The organism is Pseudomonas sp. 91RF (assembly GCF_003576265.1).
GTDB lineage: Bacteria > Pseudomonadota > Gammaproteobacteria > Pseudomonadales > Pseudomonadaceae > Aquipseudomonas > Aquipseudomonas kribbensis.
In genome coordinates, this window is record NZ_QWFC01000029.1 from 58,629 (window position 1) to 84,011 (window position 25,383).

The 25,383-nt window shown below is 61.1% G+C and carries 20 protein-coding genes and 1 pseudogene; 18 read left to right on the forward strand and 3 right to left on the reverse strand.

The genetic code is table 11. From position 1 onward, the window contains the following. Window positions 1-104: 104 nt before the first annotated feature. The 12 genes and pseudogenes from DXT77_RS14825 (at window position 105) to DXT77_RS14880 (ending at window position 15,903) form a co-directional block, all read left to right on the forward strand. Window positions 105-1,979 carry a 3-dehydroquinate synthase gene (locus DXT77_RS14825; RefSeq protein WP_119428156.1) on the forward strand — a complete coding sequence of 625 codons (1,875 nt, stop codon included), beginning with the start codon at window positions 105-107 and terminating at the stop codon, window positions 1,977-1,979. Continuing rightward, window positions 1,976-2,866 carry a UbiA family prenyltransferase gene (locus tag DXT77_RS14830; protein WP_119428157.1) on the forward strand — a complete coding sequence of 297 codons (891 nt, stop codon included), beginning with the start codon at window positions 1,976-1,978 and terminating at the stop codon, window positions 2,864-2,866. Before DXT77_RS14825 ends, DXT77_RS14830 begins: the two co-directional genes overlap by 4 nt. After that, window positions 2,863-3,618, forward strand: coding sequence for an EboA domain-containing protein (locus tag DXT77_RS14835; RefSeq protein ID WP_119428158.1), 756 nt, complete (start codon window positions 2,863-2,865; stop codon window positions 3,616-3,618). The genes DXT77_RS14830 and DXT77_RS14835 overlap by 4 nt, the downstream gene beginning before the upstream one ends. Window positions 3,619-3,654: 36 nt before the next feature. Further along, on the forward strand, window positions 3,655-4,539 hold the full coding sequence (locus DXT77_RS14840) for a TatD family hydrolase (RefSeq protein WP_096821431.1): 885 nt from the start codon (window positions 3,655-3,657) through the stop codon (window positions 4,537-4,539). Further along, on the forward strand, window positions 4,536-5,768 hold the full coding sequence (gene eboE / locus DXT77_RS14845; RefSeq protein ID WP_119428159.1) for a metabolite traffic protein EboE: 1,233 nt from the start codon (window positions 4,536-4,538) through the stop codon (window positions 5,766-5,768). The genes DXT77_RS14840 and eboE overlap by 4 nt, the downstream gene beginning before the upstream one ends. Beyond that, a complete protein-coding gene (locus tag DXT77_RS14850) occupies window positions 5,758-7,203 on the forward strand; it encodes an alkaline phosphatase family protein (protein ID WP_119428160.1) in 1,446 nt (481 codons plus the stop codon). Before eboE ends, DXT77_RS14850 begins: the two co-directional genes overlap by 11 nt. Next, window positions 7,182-8,324: a hypothetical protein gene (locus DXT77_RS14855; protein WP_119428161.1), complete on the forward strand. Its 1,143-nt coding sequence runs from the start codon at window positions 7,182-7,184 to the stop codon at window positions 8,322-8,324. The genes DXT77_RS14850 and DXT77_RS14855 overlap by 22 nt, the downstream gene beginning before the upstream one ends. Window positions 8,325-8,334: 10 nt before the next feature. Continuing rightward, window positions 8,335-10,704: a hypothetical protein gene (locus DXT77_RS14860; RefSeq protein WP_119428162.1), complete on the forward strand. Its 2,370-nt coding sequence runs from the start codon at window positions 8,335-8,337 to the stop codon at window positions 10,702-10,704. Between the two features lie 65 nt (window positions 10,705-10,769). Then, complete coding sequence (locus DXT77_RS14865) at window positions 10,770-11,690, forward strand: hypothetical protein (RefSeq protein WP_119428163.1); 921 nt, start codon at window positions 10,770-10,772, stop codon at window positions 11,688-11,690. Window positions 11,691-11,709: 19 nt separating this feature from the next. Further along, window positions 11,710-13,002 (forward strand): annotated as a pseudogene (locus DXT77_RS14870) (hypothetical protein). A gap of 3 nt (window positions 13,003-13,005) precedes the next feature. Beyond that, complete coding sequence (locus DXT77_RS14875) at window positions 13,006-14,823, forward strand: hypothetical protein (RefSeq protein WP_119428164.1); 1,818 nt, start codon at window positions 13,006-13,008, stop codon at window positions 14,821-14,823. A gap of 30 nt (window positions 14,824-14,853) precedes the next feature. Next, window positions 14,854-15,903, forward strand: coding sequence for a hypothetical protein (locus DXT77_RS14880; protein WP_119428165.1), 1,050 nt, complete (start codon window positions 14,854-14,856; stop codon window positions 15,901-15,903). Between the two features lie 46 nt (window positions 15,904-15,949). Here the strand turns inward: DXT77_RS14880 and DXT77_RS14885 are convergent, their stop codons facing one another. Both DXT77_RS14885 and DXT77_RS14890 read right to left on the reverse strand, forming a co-directional pair. Further along, on the reverse strand, window positions 15,950-16,258 hold the full coding sequence (locus DXT77_RS14885; RefSeq protein WP_119428166.1) for a cupredoxin family copper-binding protein: 309 nt from the start codon (window positions 16,256-16,258) through the stop codon (window positions 15,950-15,952). Between the two features lie 14 nt (window positions 16,259-16,272). Beyond that, window positions 16,273-17,244 (reverse strand): metallophosphoesterase, encoded by a 972-nt coding sequence (locus DXT77_RS14890; protein WP_119428167.1) that lies wholly within the window; start codon window positions 17,242-17,244, stop codon window positions 16,273-16,275. A 154-nt stretch (window positions 17,245-17,398) separates the two neighbouring features. Here DXT77_RS14890 and DXT77_RS14895 point away from each other — a divergent pair, with 154 nt between their 5' ends. Together DXT77_RS14895 and DXT77_RS14900 are read left to right on the forward strand one after the other, a co-directional pair. Continuing rightward, window positions 17,399-17,911 carry a sigma-70 family RNA polymerase sigma factor gene (locus tag DXT77_RS14895; RefSeq protein WP_119428168.1) on the forward strand — a complete coding sequence of 171 codons (513 nt, stop codon included), beginning with the start codon at window positions 17,399-17,401 and terminating at the stop codon, window positions 17,909-17,911. Further along, window positions 17,904-18,650 carry an anti-sigma factor gene (locus DXT77_RS14900; protein ID WP_119428169.1) on the forward strand — a complete coding sequence of 249 codons (747 nt, stop codon included), beginning with the start codon at window positions 17,904-17,906 and terminating at the stop codon, window positions 18,648-18,650. Before DXT77_RS14895 ends, DXT77_RS14900 begins: the two co-directional genes overlap by 8 nt. An 18-nt stretch (window positions 18,651-18,668) precedes the next feature. Here the strand turns inward: DXT77_RS14900 and DXT77_RS14905 are convergent, their stop codons facing one another. Beyond that, window positions 18,669-19,574 (reverse strand): helix-turn-helix domain-containing protein, encoded by a 906-nt coding sequence (locus DXT77_RS14905; RefSeq protein ID WP_119428170.1) that lies wholly within the window; start codon window positions 19,572-19,574, stop codon window positions 18,669-18,671. 162 nt (window positions 19,575-19,736) lie between these two features. Here DXT77_RS14905 and DXT77_RS14910 point away from each other — a divergent pair, with 162 nt between their 5' ends. The 4 genes from DXT77_RS14910 (at window position 19,737) to DXT77_RS14925 (ending at window position 25,376) form a co-directional block, all read left to right on the forward strand. Then, the gene (locus DXT77_RS14910; RefSeq protein ID WP_065257395.1) at window positions 19,737-21,095 is read left to right on the forward strand and encodes a glutamine synthetase family protein; all 1,359 of its coding nucleotides are present in this window, start codon (window positions 19,737-19,739) and stop codon (window positions 21,093-21,095) included. A gap of 142 nt (window positions 21,096-21,237) precedes the next feature. Further along, a complete protein-coding gene (locus DXT77_RS14915) occupies window positions 21,238-22,326 on the forward strand; it encodes a polyamine ABC transporter substrate-binding protein (RefSeq protein WP_119428171.1) in 1,089 nt (362 codons plus the stop codon). Next, complete coding sequence (locus tag DXT77_RS14920; protein ID WP_119428172.1) at window positions 22,323-23,624, forward strand: FAD-binding oxidoreductase; 1,302 nt, start codon at window positions 22,323-22,325, stop codon at window positions 23,622-23,624. Before DXT77_RS14915 ends, DXT77_RS14920 begins: the two co-directional genes overlap by 4 nt. Window positions 23,625-23,720: 96 nt before the next feature. Then, window positions 23,721-25,376: an intermembrane transport protein PqiB gene (locus DXT77_RS14925; protein ID WP_119428173.1), complete on the forward strand. Its 1,656-nt coding sequence runs from the start codon at window positions 23,721-23,723 to the stop codon at window positions 25,374-25,376. Window positions 25,377-25,383 lie beyond the last annotated feature (7 nt).

Below are 25,383 nucleotides of genomic sequence, written 5' to 3' on the forward strand. Positions count from 1 at the left end.
TAAAAACAGCCCTCCCGGCGGGAGCGTTCATTCTTCTGAAACAAACAAGACGCTGCGTTAGTTGCTGAACGGAACTCAGTCATCACAATCAAGAGGGATGCTTGATGAAGCACAGCCGTTGGTATCGTGCGCTCTCGAAAAATGCATCGGCCGGACACTTCTGGCTGTCATTGTTTTGCTTTGCAGGTCTTGTGGTCGTCAGTTTTCTGTTGTTCGAACAGCAGATCCAGGACTTCCTCAATCATCTCGATCTGTACCAGCCCTCTTCCCCCACCCAACAGCTCAACCTGGCGCTTTTGCTGATCGCCCTGTTTGCGCTGGACGTCGTGTTGCCCGTGCCCTCCAGTGTGGTCGCGCTGCTGGCCGTGGCCATGCTCGGCAGTGTCGGCGGTTATCTGGTGATCTTCATTGGCCTGTGCCTGGGCGCCGGGTTGGGTTACGCATTGGGTGCCGGTTATTTCCGGATGCTGTCCAGTCGTCTCGGCCTGCATCAACGCAAGCCCGGGCAAATGGCCTATCGACTGGGCACGCTGTCGTTGATCTGCCTGCGCGGCGTGCCAGTACTGGCGGAAACCTCGGTGGTGGCCGCCGGCATGCAGCGTTACCCGCTGCGCGCATTCCTGCTGGTGACCACCCTGGCCAACGCCGGGCTGGCACTGGCCTATAGCGCCATCGGTACATTCCTCGTCGAAGAGAACGCCTTGCTGGTGACGATCCTCGCCAGCATGGTGTTGCCGGGGCTGTTCATTGCCGGCTACAGCCTGTTCAAGGCCTTGCGCAAACACACTGCCGAGCAAACGTTGCACGGGCGGTTCGAGGTCAGTTACGACTACCCTGTTGTGTTCACCGATCACCTCTTCGACGCTTCCAACCCCTGCCTGCATCAACAACTCACCGCCCGGCAAAACGGCCGGGTGACGGTGATGGTGTTCGCCGATGAGCAACTGCTGAAAAGCGCGCCGCACCTGCTGGATCAGATCGATGGCTACTTTGCCGACCATGCAGCGGACTTGCATTTGCAGGCGCCGCCGATTGCCGTTCCGGCCGGTGAACTGAGCAAGGATTCACAGGTGTTGCAGCAGTTCTACGCCGACATGCTGAAACACGGGCTGGACCGGCATTGTTATGTGCTGGCCTTGGGCGGCGGCGCGGTGCTGGACTCCGTGGGCTACGCCTGCGCCACCTTCCATCGCGGCATCCGCCTGATCCGTGTGCCAAGCACCGTGCTGGCGCAGAACGATGCCGGCATTGGCGTGAAAAACGGCATCAATGCCTTCGGCCAGAAAAACCTGCTCGGCGCCTTCTACCCCGCCACCGCCGTGATCAATGACTTCCAGTTGCTGACCAGCCTCACCCGTCGCGACCAGATCGCCGGTCTGGCCGAAGCGGTGAAAGTGGCCCTGATCAAGGACCGGACGTTCTTCGAATGGATGGAGCAACAGGCCGACGCCCTCGCCCGCTTCGATCACCCGGCCAGCCGTTATGCGATTCGCCGCTGCGCCGAACTGCACCTGGCGCACATTATCGGCGCCGGCGATCCCTTCGAGCGCGGCAACGGGCGACCTCTGGATTACGGGCACTGGGCCGCGCACAAACTGGAAAACCTCAGCCATCACCGGTTGCGCCATGGCGAAGCGGTCGCGGTGGGCATGGCCCTCGACGGGCTCTACGCCAATGCCCTCGGGCTGTTGAGCGATATCGACTGTGAACGGGTGATGAGCCTGTTGACCCGACTCGGTTTCAACCTGTGCCCGCCGGAACTGACCCTCAAAGATGCGCAAGGTCGCTCACCGGTGTTGCTCGGGCTGGAGGAATTCCGCCAGCACCTCGGCGGACAACTCTCGATCCCGATGCTCAGCGGAATCGGCCAGTCGGTTGACCTGCATGAGATCGACGACGCGCGGATGGAACGGGCGCTGCAGAAGCTGTCCGCCCGCAGCGTCCCGGTGCTCGACCTGAGCGAGGGCTTCGCGAAATGAGCCAGACCCCGCAAAGCCTCAAGACCTGGCTGACCCTCGGTCGGGTGTCCAACCTGCCCACGGTGTGGACCAACACCCTGGCCGCCGCGCTGCTGGCCAGCAGCGCCGGTGCCCTGGCGCCGCCCTCGTGGCTGGTGTGGATTCTGTTGCTGTTCACCCTTTCGCTGCTGTATCTGGCCGGCATGTTGCTGAACGATCTGCTGGATGCCGACTGGGACCAGCAACACCACAATTCTCGGCCCATCACACTGGGGCTGGTGAGCCGCCAGCAGGTGCGCCTCGCCACCGTGTTGTTGCTGACACTGGCGGCAGCGTCGGTGCTGGGCCTGAGCCAGTTGATCGATCAGCCGCATTGGCTGCTGGCCAGTGTCACCCTGCTGGTGGGCTGCATCATCGGCTACAACGTGCTGCACAAAAAATACGCCCACAGCGTGTGGTTGATGGGCGCCTGTCGCTCGGCGTTGTACCTCACGGCAGCCGCCAGCCTGGCGGTGCCGCCGGAGCCGATCTGGCTCTGCGCGATTTTGCTGGGCGTCTATATCAGCGGGCTGACTTACCTGGCGCGAAATGAGCACAACAACCAGTTGCTCAGTCGCTTGCCCTTGCTCTTGATGTTGAGTCCACTCGCGTTGGCGATCTACGCCGACAACCTGTGGTTCTGGCCGGTGCTGCTGCTCTGGCTCGGCTGGCTGGGCTGGCATTACCGGCAGCACCTTGCCGACCCGCAGCAGCGCAAGGTCCGCGCCTTTATCGGGGCCGGTCTCGCGGCGCTGCCACTGTTCGATGCCTTGGTGATGGCCGTGGCCAACCAGCCTTTGGGCAGCCTGCTGTGTGTTCTGGTGTTTTTCCTGCTCCCACACTTCCAACGCTGGATCAAACCGACATGAACATGGACGTCACCGCGCCGCCGACGGCGGCCCTCGGCATGCGCCGCGATTGCCTTGCCGAACACCATCAGGCCCTGAGCCGGCAACTCGATGACAGCGAATTGCACTGGTGGCGTCAGGCACAGGAACAACTGGCCCGGCAACCGGACGCCAATACCGCATCGCTCCTGAGCGGCCAGTGCAAACGTCACTTGAGTGACCGGGCACTGCCCGACAGCCACTGGAATCTGATCCAGTTGGCACGTGCGTTATTGCTGGCACAGGTCCTTGAACAGTCCTCCGAGGGCGGACAATTGTCCTTGCTGCGCCAGCTTTTTCTGTGGGGTGACGATCAGGAAAAGATCGCCACTCTCAAAGCCTTCGACTGGCTCGACAGCCATGGGCAATGCGTGGAACTGGCGTTGCAGGCCGGGCGCACCAGCAACAGCCAGGTGTTTGCCGCCCTCGCCCTCGACACACCCTACCCGTCTCGGCATTACCCGGAACGGGCCTTCCACCAACTGGTGCTGAAAGCGCTGGGCATGGGGCTCGATGTGCGACGCCTGACCGGCCTGTGCCAGCGACACAGCCTCACCCTCAATCAACTGGCCCTCGACCTGCTGGAAGAGCAACTCGCGGCTGACCGGGCGGTGTCCGTCGGCTTGCCCCTGGCGATTGCCTTCGACCAGCTCACCTTGGCGCAGCGTCAGCGACTGCTCGACCTGGACCAACAGCAGCGCCTGCCGCCGGAATGGCGCAGTCACCTGAACTGATACCCAACGTCTCCTTTCCCTTGACGAGGATTCACCATGCCCAAGTATTTCGATCCGCACATTCACATGGTCAGCCGCACCACCGACGACTACCAGAACATGGCCGCCGCCGGTATCACAGGGGTGATCGAACCGGCCTTCTGGCAGGGTCAGGCCCGCACCAGTGTCGGCAGCTTCATCGATTACTTCGACACCCTGCTGGGCTGGGAGCGCTTTCGCGCCAGCATGTTCGGCATCCATCACTTCTGCACCATCGGTCTCAACCCCAAGGAAGCCAATGACCTGTCGGTGGCCAATGAAGTGCTGGAGATTCTGCCGCGCTATCTGGTGAAGGACGGCGTGGTGGCGGTCGGTGAAATCGGCTACGACGACATCACGCCCGAGGAAGACCGCTTTCTCGCCGCGCAACTGGAACTGGCCAGACAATTCAACTTGCCGGTGCTGGTGCACACGCCGCACCGCGACAAGATCGGCGGCACCAAGCGCACGCTGGCGGTGATTCGCGAGGTGGGGATCAATGAGAATCTGGTGATCATCGATCACCTCAACGAACTGACCTTGCCGCTGGTGCTGGACAGCGACTGCTGGCGCGGCCACTCGATCTACCCCAACACCAAAATGTCGGAACAGCGCATGGTCGCCCTGCTCCAGCAGTACGGCACCGAGAAAATGGTGGTCAACAGCGCCGCCGACTGGGGCATCAGCGATCCGCTCAAAGTGCCGAAAACCGGTCAGGCGATGTTGGCGGCGGGCTTCAGCGAGGCCCAGGTCGAACAAGTGCTGTTCCATAATCCGGTGGATTTTTTCGCCCAGAGCGGTCAGCTGGACAAAACCCTGATCAGCACGCCGCTGCCCATCGATCAGCGCCGGCAATGGCAGGAAAACTCTGCCCTGCGCGGGCAGGAGCCGGTGATCAAATGAGTGCCAGTACGGGTTGGGCTGCCGCGCAGGTCGGGTATTGCAGCAACGTGCACCCGACCCATGACCTGGCCAGGCTGAAGGCCTCCATCGAACAGCACTTTCAGGGCGTGCGCGCACAACGCGGGCTGAAACAACAGGACAGTGGACTGTGGATCAGCGCCCTCGCCGCCACCGGGTTGCAGCAGAAAACCGCGCGTGCGGAGTTTCTCGGTCTGCTGCAACGCAGTGGATTGCGACTGACCTCGCTCAACGGTTTCCCCTATGGGCAGTTTCACGAGGGCGCGGTGAAAGCTGCCGTTTACCTGCCGAGCTGGGCCGAGCCGAAGCGCCTGGCGTACAGCCTCGAACTGGCGCAGATCCTCGCGCAGGCGTTGCCGGCGGACTGTCATCAAGGGGTGATTTCCACCGTGCCACTGGGGTACGCCGCCACCTGGAGCCCGACGCTGCAACAACGTGCCGAGTTTCAACTGCGCGAACTCACGACCTCACTGGCCAGGCTGCACCGGGAGACCGGCAAGAAAATCGTGTTCTGTCTGGAGATGGAACCGGACTGCGTGCTGGAAAACACCGATCAGACCATCGCCTTCTTCCGCCGCTGGCAAATCACCGATCCACACCATGAGTATCTGGCGCTGTGTTTTGACGTCTGCCACCAGGCCGTGATGTTCGAAGACTGCTATCGCTCGCTGGTCAGGCTGCGGCAGGCGCGGGTGCCGATCGGCAAGATCCAGCTGTCCAATGCTCTGGTCTGTCGCCTGCCTACCGCGGACGACAGCCGTCGTGAACGGGTCCTCAAGACCTTGCGCGACTTTTGCGAAACCACTTACCTGCATCAGGTGAAGGCGCTGGACGCACAGGACCGTCTGGTGGCCTGGGCCGATCTGCCCGCCGCCCTCGACGATTGCGCAAAGCATCCGGATCGCCATGCCGAGTTGCGTATTCATTTCCATATCCCGCTGTTCAGCGAACAACTGGTGTTGCCCGAGCTGAGCGGCAGTCAGATCGCCCTGGCGCAGACCTTCGACTATCTCGCCGACCATCGGGAGTTTCGCCCCGTGCTGGAGGTGGAAACCTACAGCTGGGGCGTCCTCCCCGCCCAACTGCGCCCGACCACCGAACACGCCCAGTTGCAGGGCATCGCGGCGGAACTGCAATGGGTCGAGGAGCAGTTGCGCCAGCGACAACTGTTGCAGCCACAAGCGCAGGAGACGTACGCCGATGCCCTCTGAACAACCACGCCAACCGCTGCTGCTGATCAACGTGGTCGGGCTGACGCCGGGGTTGCTGGGAGACGCGACCCCGAACATCAATGCCCTGCTCAAAACCGCAAAAATGGCCAGCCTGCAACCGGTATTCCCGGCGGTCACGTCGTCGGTGCAGGCTTCGATTCTCACCGGGCGGCCGCCGTCCGAACACGGCATCGTCGGCAACGGCTGGTATTTTCGCGATCAGGCCGAAGTGAAGTTCTGGCTGCAGCCCAATGCGCTGATCCAGGGGGAAAAGGTCTGGGAAACGCTCAAGCGCGAGATCCCCGGGTTTCGCTGCAGCCAGTTGTTCTGGTGGTACAACATGTACGCCGACGTGGATGCCGCCATCACCCCGCGTCCGCACTACCCCGCCGATGGCCGCAAGCTGTTCGGGCTGTATTCGTCTCCCGCTTCGTTGCACGAAACCATCGAACGGCAGATCGGCGAGTTTCCCTTTCCGGGGTTCTGGGGTCCGGCGGCGGGCATTGCGTCGAGCCGCTGGATCGTCGATTGCGCCATCGCCGAATTCCAGCTCGACCGGCCCGACCTGCAATTGATCTACCTGCCGCACCTCGACTACAGCCTGCAGCGGGTGGGTCCCGATCATCCGTCGATTGCCGATGAGGTGCGGGCCATCGATAAGGAAGTCGGGCGTCTGCTGGCCTTCGCCGAGGCGCAAGGCGCGGCGGTGATGTTGCTGTCGGAATACGGCATCGACGCGGTCAGCCAATCGGTGTCCATCAACCGCGTGCTGCGCTCGGAAGGTTTGCTGGAAGTACGCCAATCGCTGACCTGGGAACTGCTCGACCCCGGCGCCAGTGCAGCCTTTGCCGTAGTCGATCATCAGATCGCCCATGTCTACGTGAAAAACGCCCGGGACATTCCCCGCGTCAAAGCGCTGTTGCAGCGCCAGTCCGGTATCGAGCAGGTGCTGGACAAGGCCGAGCAACGGGCCTTTGCGCTGGATCACCCGCGCAGCGGCGAACTGGTGGCAGTGGCCGCTGCGGGTTACTGGTTCGATTACTACTACTGGTTCGACGATCGCAAGGCCCCCGACTTTGCCCGCACCGTGGACATCCACCGCAAGCCGGGTTACGACCCGCTGGAGCTGTTCATCGACCCGGCCATTCGCTTCCCGAAACTGCGAGTCGCGCGGCGCCTGCTGCAGAAAAAACTCGGTTTTCGCTACTACATGGACCTGATTCCACTGGACACCGGACTGGTCCGTGGCAGTCACGGCCGCCTGCCCGAACGCGAGGAAACCGGGCCGCTGCTCATCACCAATTGCGATCTGCCGCTGCCGCAAACCCTGGCGGCCACGGCAGTGAAACAACTGCTCCTTCAGCATTTCCTGGGGCACCTCTACCACCACTCGGCCAATGCCAAGGAGCTTCCATGCGGCGAGCCATTTCTTTAACCGTTCTCAGTGCACTGGCCGGTTTGGCTCAGGCACAGGACACCAACAGTTTCGATTGCAATCAATTCCTCAAGTTTGGAACCGACATTGCCAAGACCCGGGCGGCGTTCCAGCAGAGTCCCGAAACCATGGCCTGGAACTGGTTTGTCTGTCTGAACCAGTTCAGCCCCACCCAGGCCAGCAACCGGGTGTGGGAAACCATGAAGCCTTCGGATCAGGTCTACCTGCCCGATGGCGCTGCGCCCGGCGCCTACGCCAGTCCCGTGCCGCCGCCGACCGAGGTGCTGACACAGGCCCGGACGTTGGGGATGGATCTGAACCGGACCTTCCACAACATCAATGCCACGCAACAGGTCGATGGTCTGGCGCTGCACATGGGCGGCGCCGTGCCTGCTTCTCAGAAAGGCAACCCGGTGCGTTTTCAACTGTTGATGGGCCAGGACACCTTCGACTACATCGTGCAGCGTCAGGTCTACAACATGAACGGTCAGGCTGCGCTGCCGGATAACCTGAACTTCCCGGCCACCGCGTGGGAGTTGAAGGCGGCGTGGCTGTGGATCGGCTCGGACACCACCTATCGGCAAACCCTGACCAACGACGGTTACTACATTGGCCAGGCTTATTACGAGCAGGATGACGGCACCTATCAGGTCGGCTATGCGGCGTTGAGCGGGCTGCACGTGGTCAACAAGCTGGACGCCAACTGGGTCTGGACCACCTTCGAAAACGTCAACAACAGCAAATACACGGTGACCAACGCCCCCACACCGACGCCGATGACCAACACCACCGGGCCGACTCCGGCCGCCAAACCGGTGAACGTCAGCTTCCAGGCGAGCAACCCGACGCTGTCGAAGTACGAACTGATCGGGGTCGAGTTCCAGCCCGTCACTCAGGTGCTGGCCAACTCGCAACTGGAGTCGGCGTTCCAGAACACCTCGTCCTGCCTGGCCTGCCACGGCACTGCGGCCTACTCGAACGACAAGGGCTACTACAACTTCGCCATGAAACAGGATGGCGGCATCGTCTACCCGACCACTCCGCTGCCGGCCTCCGACTTCGAAGGCTACAAAAAACTGGACTTTGTCTGGTCGCTGAAACGCGCCCAGTGGCAACGCTAAGGAGCATGACATGAGCGTATTGAACTTCCCCCGGATCTACCTCAACGGCCATATGTTCTGGAACCCGCCGACGGCCAACAACAACGACGTGCTGCCGCTGTATGACGCGGTGAAGATGGATATCAACTGGCCGTTCACCCGCTACTACGACATCACTCAGGACAACGCTCCCACCACCCTGATGCCCTGGATCATTTCACCCTTGGAGCAGAATGATCTGCCGCCCTATGTGCAGCAGGTTCCGGGCAACGGAGGCCCGAACACCTTCCCGTTCATACCCGCCGAATGGGACCTGTTTGGCGACAACGCCTGCGGGACAGTCAGTTACCAGAGTACCCGCTCGACCATTATTGGTGGCGAGTTGCAGGCCAACACCTACATTGCTCAGGACGCGCTGGTCGGCAGGGACTTCCAGTTGCTCGGCAATCCCTTTGGCAGCAATACCCCGACCGCCGCCCGCTTCGTCGATATCAGCCCGTGGCAGAACACCTTCACGGCGCTGTACTTCGACAAGTTGCAGCTGGGAGATGCCACCTGTGGCCTGACGTTGAACCGTCAATACCGGATGCTCGACCGCTTCCTGACGTTCAATTGGGCCGGCGACTTCCGTGGGCTGGTGCATGTCACCACCACCTGGCAGACCTGCTTTCCCCGGGACAATCTGGAATGGGTCATTGGCGATTCCGTCCTGCTGAGCAATCTCCAGCATCAGATGGAGGCTCAAAATGCTCAGGGCCTGATGTTCAGGTTCGCCACATACCTCACCTGTTACGACAGGAACGGTGTGTTCAACGACTTCCCGTACGTCGACACCCGCGACAATGTCCCATCGGCGCAGGCTCGTTTGAAGGCGATGTATCAGAAGGGGCTGGACAACGTTTCCGATATTTTCTTCAACCCCGCCTACAACCGGACCGCAGCGACATTGGGACTCTGGTTCGAACACGAATACCCCACGGCGCCCGCCGGCCCGCGTCTGGTCACCGACCAGAAGATCATGGTCACTCGCCCCGGCATGTCTGAGCCGACCAGCACCAATCTGGGGGTGACCTCGGTGCAGATCACCAACAACACGTTGTCGCTGGATCTGGCCAACACGTTTCCGTTCTATCCGCTGGACAAGAACGCCGATGTCCTGACGGCCGAGAAGTTCCAGGCCGGCGACTACAAGCTGGGCGTATCGCAGAACGGGAATTTCGTGCCGGTGGTCGACTTCGGTTTCGAGCAGTATCGGCAGTCGGCATTCGACAAACGCTCGGGCCTGCTGGATATCCCCCTCAGCGCCACGCAAGCGACCACCCTGCAATCCGGCCCGCTGGAGCTGCAGCAACAGACTTCATCAGGCCCCGTGAAAGCCGCCGTTCAGCAAGTCTGGACCGCCGAGGTGGTAGAAAGCGGCACCTTCGTCGACGTGAACGATCACAAGACGCTGAACATCATGGTGCAGAAAAATGGTCAACCGGCTGCCAACACCACACTCTGGGTGGTGGAATACGGCAACCCATACAACGTGACCACCAGCGACTACTACCTGACGTTCCTGAATAACCCCGACTTCACGCTGTTCTACGACAACGCAGACCGCAACAAAAACACCGCCAACCTGCCACAGTTCAAGGGCACGGCACCTGTAGCGAACTACCTGGCCACCGGCAGCGGTCGTCGACTGGTCAATCTGGAAACCAAAGACAAACCGGTGGGCGTTGAGGTCAGTTATCAGTCATTCATGAATGGCTCAAGTAAACCGATCACGGTCCCCCTGACCCCTTGCCTGCAATTCGACGCCGGCGTCTACGTCAGCGGAACGCTGGATAACGATCAGACGGTGGACTACTCCTACGTCGCCACCACCACCGACGCCAACGGCATCGCCCAGGTGAGTTTCAAGGCTGTGGCCCCGGGTTTCCCTACGCTGCGCTTCATCGTCAAGGAAGACACCAGCGACCCGGACATCCCTTTCAGCTTCGCGCTCACGGACGCCCAGACCGACTTCCTCGCCCCCCTTCGCGTCCTGCCTCTGGACATGCAGCTGCAGCAGGACTTCGTCAACTACTGGAACGAGATCTACAAGAACAAGGATGCGCCCGAAGCGATCTGGGATGACTTCATCTACCCAAGGGTTCTCAAGACCTTCTACTACCTGTACCCGATCATGAACAAGTTCATGCCGCTCAACTCCCGCACGCGGGTGGAAGGCGCTGTCGATCAGTTGATCCGGCTGATCAGCAAGGAGTACCAGGAAGAAAGCACCCTCGCGATGCCCATCACCCGCGACCTGTCGCAAAGCCGGCGCGCGGTGCTGGAGTTGTGGGCGCAGAAACTGGTCAAGCGCAACTTCCCGCCCATGCAACTCAAGATGAGCGATTACGACGACCTCTGATCCATCAGGAAAGATGAGCCACTGCGGGCTTCGCGCCCGCAGTGCGCCTTGCCAGGGAGTGACCCATGAACGTCAGCCTCTTGAACCGTCTGTTGCTGTTGATCCTGCTGTTTTGCCCGCCTGCTTTCGCCCAGGACAGCGGCGCCGTCTACTTCACCAATGGCGTACACAACACGCTGGGGTGCAATGAACAGAACGGCAACTGCATCGCCAAACGCAATCCGGGTGAGCCTTCCGACCCGTTCTTTCCGGCGTTCTGGATCAGCAACTGGACCATGTACCGGGTGATGCACAACTACGAAAACAACCCGCCGCCCTACAGCAATCCGCCAACGACCCTGAAGCCTGCGGACTACACCGTCTCCCGGGGGACCAGCTATTACGACACCACCTACATCCCGCCGGACGGCGACGGTTTCGGCGCGATGATGGAGCACTACGAGAAATACTGTCTGCCGATCTTCCCGATCAAGAACAACAACTACACCTGCTCGTTCGTATCTCTGGGCAACAAGGCGTACTTCCTCACCTATCCGCAAGATCGCCCGAAAGACATGCCCGCCTGCTGCATGTTTTCGCCGATGAATCATCCGCCACGGCAGGATTTCATCGAACACCTGCCCTACAGCGCCGAGCGCAGCAAGAATCTCGATGGCAGCGTGCAGGCCTACGCCCTGGATCTGGATTCGCCCCAAGGACCGATCCTGTTCGGCTACGCCTTCTACAAAAAGATGTCGGGGCAACCGCCCTACCGGCCGCCGCAATCGTTCTTCTTTTCCGGCGATACCAGCGTCGCCAACGCACCGATCGTGAGCCAGAACTACACCGACTTCCGCATCGCCAAACCGGACCCGAAACAGACCTGGGCGCAGGTCGCCGCCATGTGCCCGTCTAACCCGCCGCCCTGCCAGTTGTTCGAGCCGCCGGCTTCGCAGAGCAACGGCCAGAAGGCGCAGTGGAACAAGCTCATGCAGCGCAAACCGTGATCAACGACGAAGGACCGCCATGAAAACCACACTCTGTTTTTCCATGATATTGCTGGGTCTGGCCAGCCTGCCGGCGCTGGCCAGGGAGCAAGCCATGCCGTCGGTGCAGGCCAGCCAGTTGAACTGCCAGCCGCCCAGTACTGCACCGGCCGCCACGGCCGGACAGGATCAATTCGATCAGTACAGCTGGCAGATGTTCATCGCCCTGAGCTAGCCGGCAAAGAGCGGGCAGCGCGGCAATCCCGACTGCACCAAACAGCCCGGTGCGGCCGGCTACACCGTCTGGCAGACCTACAAGACCGTGGGGGAAATCTTTCTGCCGAACGCCCGCAATCCGGGGCCGTGGAATTCCCCGCAAATCGCAAAAAGCTTCAACATCATCAACATCGCCTCGTTGAAAAACAGCGCTCAGGTGAACGCCGTCGATCAGGCGGTCGGTGGCTGGCTGATCGATCAGGCGAAAAACCCGACCTACTACGATATCTCGGCCAACGAGACGTCCTACAACTACATCGTCAACAACAACTTCTATAACGCCGACGTCGTCTCCAAGGCCAACAACATCACGTTCCCGTGGGGTGTCATCGAGATCAAGTCGAGCTGGCGCATCCTCACTCCCCATGACAACGCCAGCCGTTACCTGACCCTGCTCGCCCGGGTGGCAACCTTCGATGAGCAGGGCCAGAAGAACGGTGTCACCGAGGCGTTTCTGGGGCTGGTCGGCCTGCACATCATCACCAAGGCCAACGGTTATCCGCAGTGGATCTGGTCGACGTTCGAACAGGTCGACAACGTTCCGCCCAAGGCACTGGTGAACGGCCAATGGGTCGATCAGCCAGTCGCGGGCACGGCCTATTCCTACTTCAACGCCGCTGCGCCCGCCGCGTCCCTCAACCATTCACCGTGCGACTGGCAGACCCAGGGCCCGCATCAGATCTGTGTGCCCAAACCCGGCACCACGTTCCAGACCCCGAACCCGCTGAACCGGGTCACGCCGATCGCCGACATCACCAACCAGATCAACGCCAGTTACCAGGCCGATCCGGGGCTGCAGAACAGCGTGTTGAAGTACTACCAGCTCATCACCACCCAGCGCCCGCTGATGCCTGACAACCCCGGCAACCCGCTGGGCCAGCCGACGCCGGCACTCTCGGCCAACGTGACCATGGAAAGCTACATCCAGCCCAACAGCAGCTGCATGAACTGCCATTCCATGGCGACGCCGGTCAAGAGTCCCTACAAGTCCGATTACTCCTACCTGTTCAAATTCGCCAATTCGCCGCTCGGCAAAACCATCAAGGACGGGAAATAAATCATGAGCATCCTCAACGGCCCGCGACTGAATTTCTGGGGAGGCATCCGCACGGATGTCAGCCTGCCGAACAATTCACCGACCATTCCTTATGACGGCGATGACAACTGGCCGATCTTTGACCTGACCACTTCAACCCTGGCATCGGGGGCCCGGTCTTATACCGACGATCAGTTGAACAGGATGATCAATGCGCCTACGGGCGACTACTACACCGCCGGTGGCTGGAATCATTACGGGCAGCATGTCGTCGACATGCAGAACGCGCTGATCAGTTCTCAGGGCAGCCCGGGCAGCGTCAGTACCACCGGGGATATGGTGGGCCAGCCAGTCTATCTGCTGGGTTCCGTGGACCCGGTGACCGGACAGAAGCCGGTTTCAGGCCCGATGATGGTGGACCTCGACCCCACCTCGACCACCACCACCCAGATATTTGTCGGTGGCCTGCAAATCGGTGGCAGCAGCAACATCCAGTTGCTGATTCACGACAATGCAGTCTGCAGCAGCCAGGATCTGGGCAAACGGGTGCTGCAGCCAACGCCGAAGGAGCTGGATGCACCCGGTTCCTGCCGTATCAGTGGCACCTTCCAGCTGACCTTCCCGCTGAGCAGCATTGTCAGCTGGAACCAGAACAGCGCCGGTTTGCGATCAATCATCCAGGCACCCGGTGCCACCGGGATCGTCCTGCGCTTCGTGATGTTCGAAATGTGCCCGACGATGACCACGCCCCAGTTGCAAGCCGATTATGCCGCCGGCAGAGACACCCCGAACCCGAGCATCGGCCGGGTCATCGGTACATTGGCGCCGGCGTTCGCCAATGAGCCGCTGGACTGTCAGGCGGGCCGTCAGATCGTCAATCAGGGCACGGGCGGCACCGGGTATGCGGACCTGAGCAACCCGGCCATGCTGAGCGTCGACATGGTCAATATCATTCCGAAACAGACGTTCAGGGCCGTCCGGGATGACATCACCAGCCCTATCGGACCAAACGGCAATTACGGCACTGTCACCGTGGCAGCCGGCGAGACCACCCTGGGCACACTCGATCCGACCAGCAGTCCCCTGTTCGACTATTACGTGTATGGCGGCATTGTCGATCTGCCGCTCAATACGACTCAACAGTCGGCGGTCAGATCCTCGCCGCTGGGCATCAGCGCCCCCGGCACGGTCGCCGGGACTACGTTGCAGGCCACGGAGTCTGTCTATCGGATCTACGCCGATCAGCGCAGTGTCTATACCGAGGACTACCCGCAGGGCCTGTCGATTACGCTGCAGGTCCGGTATCTGGGGGCTGCGGTGCCCAGCACAACCGAAATCGATCTCACTGCCGCGCCCTCGGGGCCGTATTACACGCAACAGCGCTACTGCGACTTCCTTTATTTTCCCCCTGCTCTGACGGTGAGCCCCGGCCAGTTGTCCGTCACGTTCTCCGTCAACGTAAAACCCGCGGCGGCTCCCCTCGCCGGTTTCGTCGCCCTGACCTACACCGTCAACGGTCAGGACAGCGGCACGTATTTCACCAACTTCCGCAAATACGCCGAGACCGACTTCGGCATTCCCAGGGGCACCGCCATCACCTGGGAACAGATGTACCCGAACGTCCTGCGTTTTCACTATCTGGCCTTCCCGGCCATGTCCCGCTACATCCCGCTGAATCAGCCGGACGCGATCATGGGCGCGAAGAACCCGATCCTCGCCCGGACCTCGGATGCCTACAAAGGCACCACGCTGTTCATGCCTGTGGTGAGGTCGATGTCGCCCTGTCAGCGGGCGCTGTTGCGGGCCTATCTCACGGGCGAGCCGTGGCAACCACCGCAGTAATCGCGCCCCTCAGCCCATGGAGAAAAACCTATGACTGTTCATATTCCTGCGCGCCCCCGCGAGACGCTGCGCCCGAGCAACATCATCGCCGAAGGCCTGCTGAACCCGCGTGGCGCCTGCCTGCAAGCCGATGGCAGCCTGCTGCTGATCGAGGCCGGCTCAGGCCTGCCGGACCAGACGTTCAGCGGCCGCATCAGCCGATTGCAACCCGACCCGCTCCACCCCGGTGCCTGGCTTGCCCGGGAAACCCTGGCTCAGGGCTTCCGTTCGATGAACATGCAGGCTCGCATGCTGCGCGATGAGATCATGGGCCTGTCGGACATTGCCTGCGGTGACGGACGCTGCCTGGTCAGCCAGACCGATTATGTCGCGGGCTCGAAACTGCTGGACCTGCAATACACCCCGCCGGAGCCGGTGTTTCACAGCCGGGGCAATCTGAATGCGCTGTGTTATCACCCGACCCGCCGCAGTTGGCTGGCCGTCAAACCCGATACCAACCAACTGGTGGAATTCAGCCGCGGCGAGGATGAACAGGTACTGGTGCAGTTACCCGATCTGGACATGGGCCAGGAAGCCGTGCCCGTCACGCTGGTATACGAACCGACGACAGACGCGGTGCTGATCAGCCTGTTTTCCGGGGAGCTGCAAAGCGACCCGGCCCGTAAAGGCATCGACTTTGACGATCAGGCCGGCCAGGTGATTCGGGTCTGGCCCGACACCGGCCGGATCGAAGTGCTGATTCGCGGCCTGCAACTGCCCACCGGACTGGCGTTGTGTCCGCAAGGAAATGTGTTGGTGCTGGAGCTTTGCAGCCGTCTGCAACAACCGCTGCCGCCTGACTGGAATGGCGAAACACTGCATGGCGGTTTCACTCGATTCAGCGGACGACTGTTGAGCTGCAACCTGCAAACCGGCGAAGTGACCGTGCTCGCCCGAGATCTGGATACCCCGTCCAACCTGTGTCTGGTACAGGATGCGGTACTGGTGAGCGAAGGCATGGGGTTAACCGGGCGACCCTTGCCCACGCCGGATAACACGGTGGTTGCGTTGAGCGGCAGGCTGCGTCGGGTGCAGCTCTGAAAACAGATGGAAAAAGGCGCGGCCCTGTGAGAGCCGCGCCCTCTGTTTACTGAGTCACCACTATCTTCCCGATCATCTGCGGATGCAGCACGCAGAAATACTCGAACTCGCCCGGCGTATTGAACACCCAGGAAAAACTGTCATTGGTGTCCAGCGCCCCCGAGCGGAACACCTTGTGAGTTTCGGCCACGGTGTGGGGGATCTGGTCGTCATTGACCCACGTCACCTTGGTCCCCACGGCCACGGTCAGGTCCTTGGGGCCGAACATGAACTCCTTGATATCGACCTTTACTTCCTGTGCCCAGACCGGCATCGACAAAAACAGGCACAGCACTGCCAACAGACGCGCTTTCATTGGGTCGCCCTCCCCTAAACCAGTGTCGAATCGATCAGCGCCAACGGATGATCGCCCTGTGTCGCCCGCACTTCGGTGATCCCCAGATAGTTGCGCAACTGATCGGCTGCCACCGTCATCGGCCCCGGCGACGGTGCCGCGCCCGGCGCCGGTTGCGGATAGGCCGTGCCACGGGCGGTATGGAAGGTGATGTTGCCTTCGACCTTCTGGATCACCTGATGGATATGCCCGTTCAACACCGTCACCGAGCCGTACTTGCGCAACATCGCAATCGCCTGATCGCCATCCTCGGTGCCCCAGCCCCAGGGCTGATAGATCGTCCACAACGGAATGTGGGTGAACACCACGATCGGCGTACTGGTCGATACCGCGCGCAGATCATCGGCCAGCCACGCCAGTTGATCGGCGCCGAGGTTGGCTTCATGTCCGGCCTGGAAGTTGAAGACATTGACCAGCGCAATGAAATGTACGCCGTGGTCATCGAAGCTGTACCAGCCGTTGCCTCTGGTGCCCTTGCCATAGCGTTCGAGATAGAGCTTGCCGCCGCCCTCGTCGAGGGTGTCGTGTTCGCCGGGGATGTAATGCACGGTGGACGGCAGGCCTTTGAGCACTTGCGCCGCGGTGTCGAATTCTTCGGCCTTGGACAGGTGCGTGATGTCGCCGGTGTGCAGGATCAGCGACGGCCGTTTCGGCAGTGCGATGACCTTGTCGATCGCCACTTGCAGGGTTTTCACCGGTTCCGGATTGGCTTCCTTGTTGAAGCCGATGTGCGAATCGCTGATCTGCACGAAGTGAAAGGTGCTGGCCAACGCCTTGGGATCGCTGACGTTGCCCGCCTCATCCATCGCAAAGGCTCTGGGAACGCCGCCGCTCAGGGCCCAGAGGACCCCGGCCCCGGCCCACGCCGAACATTTGAGCAGCGTTCGCCGGTCCGGGTTGCTCAGCAAGCCGTCGGTGCGCAGTGGATGTTTTGTTTGATTGTCCATCGGTAGGTCCTCGCTGGCGGACTACAGTGATGTAGCTGACACCAGGAAGAACCTTGCGGGACGAAGGTTTATTCCACGCCACAAAACAAATATTTTTCAGGGAATAAAACACGACCCATCACAGTTATAGGGGTGTGACGGTGCGGAAATCACTATGAAGCGTTTTGAGGAATTGATTGCACCGCACCTGGACGCGGCTTACAACCTCGCGCGCTGGATCACGGGCAACGACGCCGCTGCACGGGATGTCGTGCAGGAAAGCGCCCTGCGTGCCTACCGGTTTTTGCAGCGATTCGCCGACGGCAACGCCAAGGCCTGGTTTCTGACCATCGTGCGCAACGAAAGCTACACCTGGCTCAAGGCCTCGGCCGGCCGTCACTGGGTCGCCATCGATGACGAAACCGGTGATATCGACGGCGCACTGAGTCACGGCCAAAGCCCGGAACTGTTGGCCATTCACACGGAAAACGCAGCATTGATCCAGCAGGCACTGAGCGCCTTGCCGCCGGCGTTTCGCGAGGTCATTGTGCTCAAGGACCTCGAAGACTTGCCCTACAAGGACATTGCCCTGGTGGTCGATATTCCCATCGGCACTGTCATGTCGAGGCTGGCCCGGGCCCGTGCGATGCTCAAGCTCGAACTACTGAAGTGGCACGACGATGAATGAACTCGACTGTACGGCTTGCCAGACGCAACTGCATGGCTATCTGGATCAGGAACTTGATCCGGCGATGGCGGCGGATGTCGCTGCGCACCTGGCCACCTGCGCTGACTGCGCGCGGCTGCATGATGAGGCAAAACTGTTGAAGGTCAGTGTGAAGCGCCATGCGCCGTATTACTCCGCGCCGGCATCATTGACGGCCAGCGTGCTTGCCGCCGTTGCTCCGGCTTCGCCGAGCCCGTTCGAGCGCTGGCGAAAATGGCTCGCTCCAGCATTCTCCGCAGCCGCCCTGGCCCTGGCGATGGTGCTTTACGTGGCAACACCGGGCAGCGAACAGCCGTTGATGGACGAGGCCGTCTCCAGCCACGTGCGCTCGTTGATGGGGACTCATCTGAATGATGTGGTGTCGTCCGACCGTCACACCGTAAAACCCTGGTTCACCGGCAAACTCGACTTCTCGCCCCCCGTCGTCGACTACTCGGCACAGGGTTTTCCATTGCTAGGCGGGCGGCTGGATTACCTGCAACACCAGACCGCCGCCGCCCTGAGTTACGGCCGGGCCAAACACATCATCAATGTGTTCATCCTGCCGACGACGGAGGCCGACAAACCGTCGCAGAGCCAGACGATTCGCGGTTTCAACGTGGTTTCCTGGCAGGCTGGCCACATGCGTTTCGTGCTGGTTTCCGATGTGGAGAAGGGTGAACTGGAGGCGCTCGGCCAGTTGCTCAGGAACGGCGTTTGAAAGGATGTATCCCGTCCGTTAGCGGCACGATCGTTTCAATGTCTCACTCGGCAACTCATTGAACAGCGCCCGATAGCTGTTGGAAAACCGCCCCAGATGCCAGAACGACCAGTTCATCGCCACTTCGGCCACCGTGGTGCCTGAAGCGGCTCCCTTGAGCAGTTCCCGGCGGGCACTGTTGAGCCGGCGCAAACGCAACCATTGGGTCGGTGACATCCCCGTGTAGGCCTTGAAGGTCTGCTGCAATTGTCGCAACGACACCCCGGCCACCTGAGCCAGCTCCAGCAGGTTGAGGGTTTCTTCCGGCGAATCCGCTGCCCACTCCCCCACGCGTTTCATGGTTTGCCGCTCTTCGGCGCGGCGCTGCAAACCACCGCTGTCCAGACACACTCGGGCGTTGTCGAGAATGAACAGGCAATCCTCCAGCAACTGCTGGGTCAATGCTTCTTTGCTTGGCTGATCAAGGGTTTGCGACAGCTTCGTGAGGGTCGAACTTAACCAGCGGCTGAACAGCGCATTCTGCGCGCCGTTGAGGGGCGCCATGAACAAACCTTCCAGCCGGGCCACGTCCAGACCGTTGCGGCGGACGAACTCCGGACCGAACACCACGGCGATTTCCTGGTAGTTCTCCGGGGTGATCCAGATGTTCCGGCTCTCTTCGTTCAGCAGATAGAGCGCGTTGTCACTGCGATCGAAACAGAACGCCAGAGCCCCCGAGGGTGCACTGAAATTCTGCTCCACACGGGTGTTCATCTGTTCTTCGTAAACCTCCACGCCCTCCAGGTCCAGATAGCGGATTTGCCCGGCGAAATGCCCCGGCGACATCTGCTGGTAATGCTGGACCCAGCCTGGTGTCGCACGGATCTGCTCGGCGACATCGGCGGTGTTGAAAGCTTGAACCTGTAGCGGATTACACGTTGTCATGGGAGACCTTGCGCACTCTTTTGGTGCGCTTTGGTGCTGCTGAAAGTGGATAGATGGAACGGCAAGGCCCGCCCAAGATAGTCGTCAACGCGCCACAGGGGAAGCCTGCGAAAGATGAAATCGCACTTCCCCCGCGTCAATAAAACCAACGACGAGGTCTTTATGAATGCCCCTTTCGATCAGCTGTTCACATGGCTGAAAGATCACAAGATTACCGAAGTGGAATGCGTGGTCAGCGACCTGACCGGCATCGCCCGCGGCAAAATTGCACCGACCAACAAGTTCCTGCATGAGCGAGGCATGCGCCTGCCGGAAAGTGTGCTGCTGCAAACGGTAACCGGGGATTTTGTCGACGACGACATCTACTACGACCTGCTCGACCCGGCCGACATCGACATGGTCTGCAAACCGGTGAGCGATGCAGTGTACGTGGTGCCATGGGCCATCGAACCGACGGCCATCGTGATCCACGACACCTTCGACAAGTTCGGCAACCCGATCGAACTGTCGCCGCGCAACGTGCTGAAAAAAGTCCTGCAGCTGTACACCGACAAGGGCTGGAAGCCGATCGTGGCGCCGGAAATGGAGTTCTACCTGACCCAGCGCTGCGAAGACCCGGACTTGCCGTTGAAGGCACCGCTGGGACGCTCCGGTCGCGCCGAAAGCGGTCGTCAGTCGTTTTCCATCGATGCGGCCAACGAATTCGATCCGCTGTTCGAAGACGTCTACGACTGGTGCGAACTGCAAGGCCTGGACCTCGACACGCTGATCCACGAAGACGGCCCGGCGCAGATGGAAATCAACTTCCGCCACGGCGACGCGCTGGATCTGGCCGACCAGATCACCGTGTTCAAGCGCACCCTGCGCGAAGCCGCACTCAAGCACAACGTCACCGCAACCTTCATGGCCAAGCCGATTGGCGACGAGCCCGGCAGCGCCATGCACCTGCACCAGAGCGTGGTAGAAATCGCCACCGGCAAGCCGATTTTCGCCAATGCCGACGGCAGCATGAGCGACCTGTTCCGCCATCACATCGGTGGTCTGCAAAAGCTGATCCCGAAGGTGCTGCCGATGTTCGCACCGAACGTGAACTCGTTCCGCCGCTTCCTGCCGGATACCTCGGCGCCGGTCAACGTTGAATGGGGCGAAGAAAACCGCACCGTCGGCCTGCGGGTTCCGACCTCCGGGCCTGAGGCGATGCGCGTGGAAAACCGCCTGCCCGGCGCTGACGCCAACCCGTATCTGGCGATTGCCGCGAGCCTGCTGTGCGGCTACATCGGCATGGTCGAGGGCATCGAGCCAAGCGCTGCCGTCGAAGGCCGCGCCTATGAGCGCCGCAACCTGCGCCTGCCGATCACCATCGAAGAAGCCCTGACCCAGATGGAAGAGTGCGACACCGTCGCCGAGTACCTGGGCAGCAAGTTCGTGCGCGGCTATGTGGCGGTGAAACGTGCCGAGCATGAAAACTTCAAGCGCGTGATCAGCTCCTGGGAGCGTGAGTTCCTGCTGTTGAGCGTCTGAGACCTTCATTGACTGATCCATCGCTATCGCGAGCAGGCTCGCTCCCACATTTGAAATGCATTCCCGCTGTGGGAGTGAGCCTGCTCGCGATGGCACACCAGAGAATCACCTGAAAAATCCAATAATTCGAAGAGGTGTCGATATGCGTCTGTTGAAATCCCTGATCCCCGCCGCCCTGGCCCTGGCTTGCAGTGCCGGTGCGCAAGCCCAACCCCAAGTCAGCGTCTACAACTGGACCGATTATATCGGGCCGACCACCCTCGCCGACTTTCAGGCCGGCAGTGGCATCAAGGTGATCTACGACGTCTTCGACTCCAATGAAACCCTGGAAGGCAAACTGCTCGCCGGTCGCACCGGTTACGACGTGGTCGTTCCGTCCAATCACTTTCTCGCCCGTCAGGTGAAGGCTGGCGCGTTCCTCAAACTGGACCGCTCGCAACTGCCGAACTGGAAGAACCTCGATCCGAAACTGCTGGCATTGCTTGAAAAGAACGATCCGGGCAACGAGCACTCGGTGCCGTACCTGTGGGGCACCAACGGCATCGGCTACAACGTCGACAAGGTCAAGCAGGTGCTGGGCGTCGATCACATCGATTCCTGGGCCGTGCTGTTCGAACCGGAGAACCTGAAGAAACTCACCCAATGCGGCGTGTCGATGATGGATTCGGCCGACGAAGTGTTCCCGGCCGTTCTCAACTACATGGGCATGGACCCGCGCAGCGAAAACCCTGAAGACTTCAAGAAAGCCGAAGCCAAACTGCTGAGCATCCGTCCGTACATCACCTACTTCCATTCCTCGAAATACGTGACCGACCTGGCCAATGGTGACATCTGCGTGGCCTTCGGTTATTCCGGTGACGTGTTCCAGGCGGCCAACCGCGCCAAGGAAGCAAAGAACGGCGTGAACATTGCCTACGCAATTCCCAAAGAAGGCGCCAACCTGTGGTTCGACCTGCTGGCGATTCCCGCCGACGCAGCCAACACCAAGGAAGCCCACGCCTTCATCAACTACCTGCTCGATCCGCAAGTGATCGCCAAGGTCAGCGCCGCGGTCGGCTACGCCAACCCGAACCCGCCGGCCAAGCAATACATGGACATGGCACTGGTCAGCAATCCCGAGGTGTATCCGCCTCAGGAAGTGCTCGACAAACTCTATATTTCCACCACCCCGCCCCAGTCGATCATGCGTCTGATGACCCGCTCCTGGAGCAAAGTGAAGTCGAACAAATGAATCAGTACACCCAGGAACACGCCCGCTCCTACTACGCCGCATCGGCCCGGGCGAGCACGCAATACCCTGCGCTTGAAGCCGACCTGATCGCCGATGTCTGCGTGATCGGCGGCGGCTTCACCGGCGTCAACACCGCCATCGAGCTGGCCCGGCGCGGCGTCTCGGTGGTGCTGCTCGAAGGCCGGCGCATCGGTTGGGGCGCCAGCGGGCGCAACGGCGGCCAGTTGATTCGTGGCATCGGCCATGAAGTCGAGGGCTTCGCCCGTCATGTCGGCGCCGAAGGCGTGCGCTACTTGCAACAGGCCGGCGTCGACTCGGTGGAGCTGGTGCGCCGACGCATCGAAGACCACGCCATCGAGTGCGACCTGCGCTGGGGCTTCTGTGAACTGGCCAACACCCCGGCACAGTTCGAGGCGTTCAAGGCTGAACAGGACAGTCTCGCGGCTTCGGGTTATGCCCATGAAACGCGACTGGTCAGCCCTGAGGACATGCGCCGGCAAGTGGTCAATTCGGATGCCTATAAAGGAGGCCTGATCGACATGGGTTCGGGCCACCTGCACCCGCTCGATCTGGTGCAGGGCGAAGCGCGACTGGCGGCATCGCTCGGGGTGCGGATCTTCGAGCAGAGCCCGGTGCTGGAAATCATCCACGGTGCGACGGTAAAAGTGCGCTGCGCTTCGGGCACGGTGCGCGCCGGCAGTCTGGTGCTCGGTTGCAACGCGCATCTGGACGAACTCGAGCAACAACTCAGCGGTAAAGTCCTGCCCGCCGGCAGCTACATCATCGCCACCGAACCCTTGTCCAAAGAACGCGCCGCCGAGCTGATCCCGCAGAACCTCGCGCTCTGCGACCAGAAAGTCGGCCTCGATTATTACCGGCTCTCGGCAGACCGGCGCCTGCTGTTCGGCGGTGCCTGCCATTATTCCGGTCGGGACCCGGCCGATATCGCCGCCTACATGCGACCGAAGATGCTCAAGGTGTTTCCGCAACTGGCGGACGTGGGCATCGAGTTTCAGTGGGGCGGCAAGATCGGCATCACCGCCAACCGCTTCCCGCAGGTCGGACGGCTCAAGCAGCACCCGAACGTGTTCTACGCCCAGGGTTACTCCGGCCATGGCCTGAACGTCACCCACTGGTGCGCCAAGTTGCTGGGCGAAGCGATTCATGCCGGCCACAGCCAGGGCATGGACGTGTTCAGCGGCGTACCGCACATGACCTTCCCCGGCGGCCCGGCGTTGCGCTCGCCGCTGCTGGCACTGGGCATGTTCTGGTATCGCCTGCGGGAAATGCTGGGCTGAAGCTCGCCGATTTGCTCTATCGCAAAGCACTTCTATATTGATGAAGTGCTTTTGCGTTCCTGACGCTCAGTGCCCAACACACTCTGGAGGTCATGGATGGAGTCGTCAGCCGCCGATCAACCGCGAGCACCCGGCCAGGCACCGGTCAAGACCCGGCGCTTCAGCATTTCGCTGGTGTGGATCGTGCCGATCGTCGCGGTGCTGGTGGGCATTTCGCTGGTGGTGCACAACCTGATGCAGGAAGGCCCGACCATCGTCGTCACCTTCAAGACCGGCAGCGGTCTGACCGCCAACAAGACCGAAGTCAAATACCGCAACGTGGTGGTCGGCCAGGTTTCGGACGTCGAGCTGGCCGACGACCAGAAGAGCGTCAACGCCACGATCAAACTGGCCAAGCAGGCCGAAACCTTTACCCGCGAAGACTCCAAGTTCTGGGTGGTACGCCCGCGTATCGGCGCCGGCGGCGTCTCGGGCATCGACACCCTGCTTTCCGGCGACTACATCGGTGCCGACATCGGCCAGTCCGATTCGCGCGGCAAATACTTCAAGGGCCTGGAAAACCCGCCCCCGATCACCTATGGCGAACCGGGCAGACGCTTCAACCTGCATTCCTCGGATCTGGGCTCGCTGGACATCGGCTCCCCGGTCTATTACCGCAAGATTCCGGTCGGTCAGGTCGTGGCCTACGCGCTCGATCCCGATGGCAAAGGGGTGAATATCGAAGTGTTCATCCACGCGCCAAACGATGCTTTCGTCACCGAGAACACCCGGTTCTGGAACGCCAGCGGTATAGACGTGAACGTCGGCGCCAATGGTTTTGCGGTGAAGACCGAATCGCTCTCGACCCTGCTGGTCGGTGGCATTGCCTTCCGCGCACCGGATTACAGCCCCAACGATGTGGCGGCAGCGGATGAAAAATCCTTCGATCTGTTCGACGACCAGCAGACCGCCCTCGCCCCGCCCGCCGGCAAACCGCAATACCTGAGCCTGCGTTTCGATCAGGCCATGCGCGGCCTCAAGGTCGATGCGCCGGTCGAATTCCTCGGTATGGAAATCGGCCGTGTGGTGAGCATCAACCTGGACTACGACGAGAAGAAACGCAGCTTCCCGGTCAACGTCGGCATCGTGATCTACCCGCAACGCCTCGGACGGGCCCACGAAAAGATGCTCAAGGTGCTCAACCACAACCCGGAAGACGAAGCCGCCGCCGTGCGCCTGATCGGCACCTTCGTCGACAACGGACTGCGCGCCCAGGCCCGCAGCGGCAACCTGCTGACCGGTCAGCTGTACATTGCTCTGGATTTTTTCCCGAAAGCCGAAAAAGTCGCGTTTGACCCGACGGCGCGTCCGATCGTCATTCCGACCATTCCCGGTAGCCTCGAACAGTTGCAGGAAAAACTCGAGGCGATGGTCGACAAGCTCAACAAACTGCCGGTGGAACGCATTGCCGGCAATCTCGACGGCAACCTCGTCGAACTGCGCAAAAGCCTGACCCAGTTCAACGCGAAGACTTTGCCCAGTGTCCAGAACACTTTGGCGGACGTGAGCAAGACCCTGCAATCGGCCAACTCGACGCTGGCCGAAGATTCGCCGCAGCGAGAGAAACTCACCCAGACCCTCGACGAACTCGGGCGCATGTCGCGTTCGCTGCGTGAACTGTCGGATTACCTCGGTCGCCATCCGGAATCGCTGATTCGCGGCCGCCCCGACAACGCTGCGCCACTGGATCTCAAAGGACCGCCGCGCAATTGAGCACAGG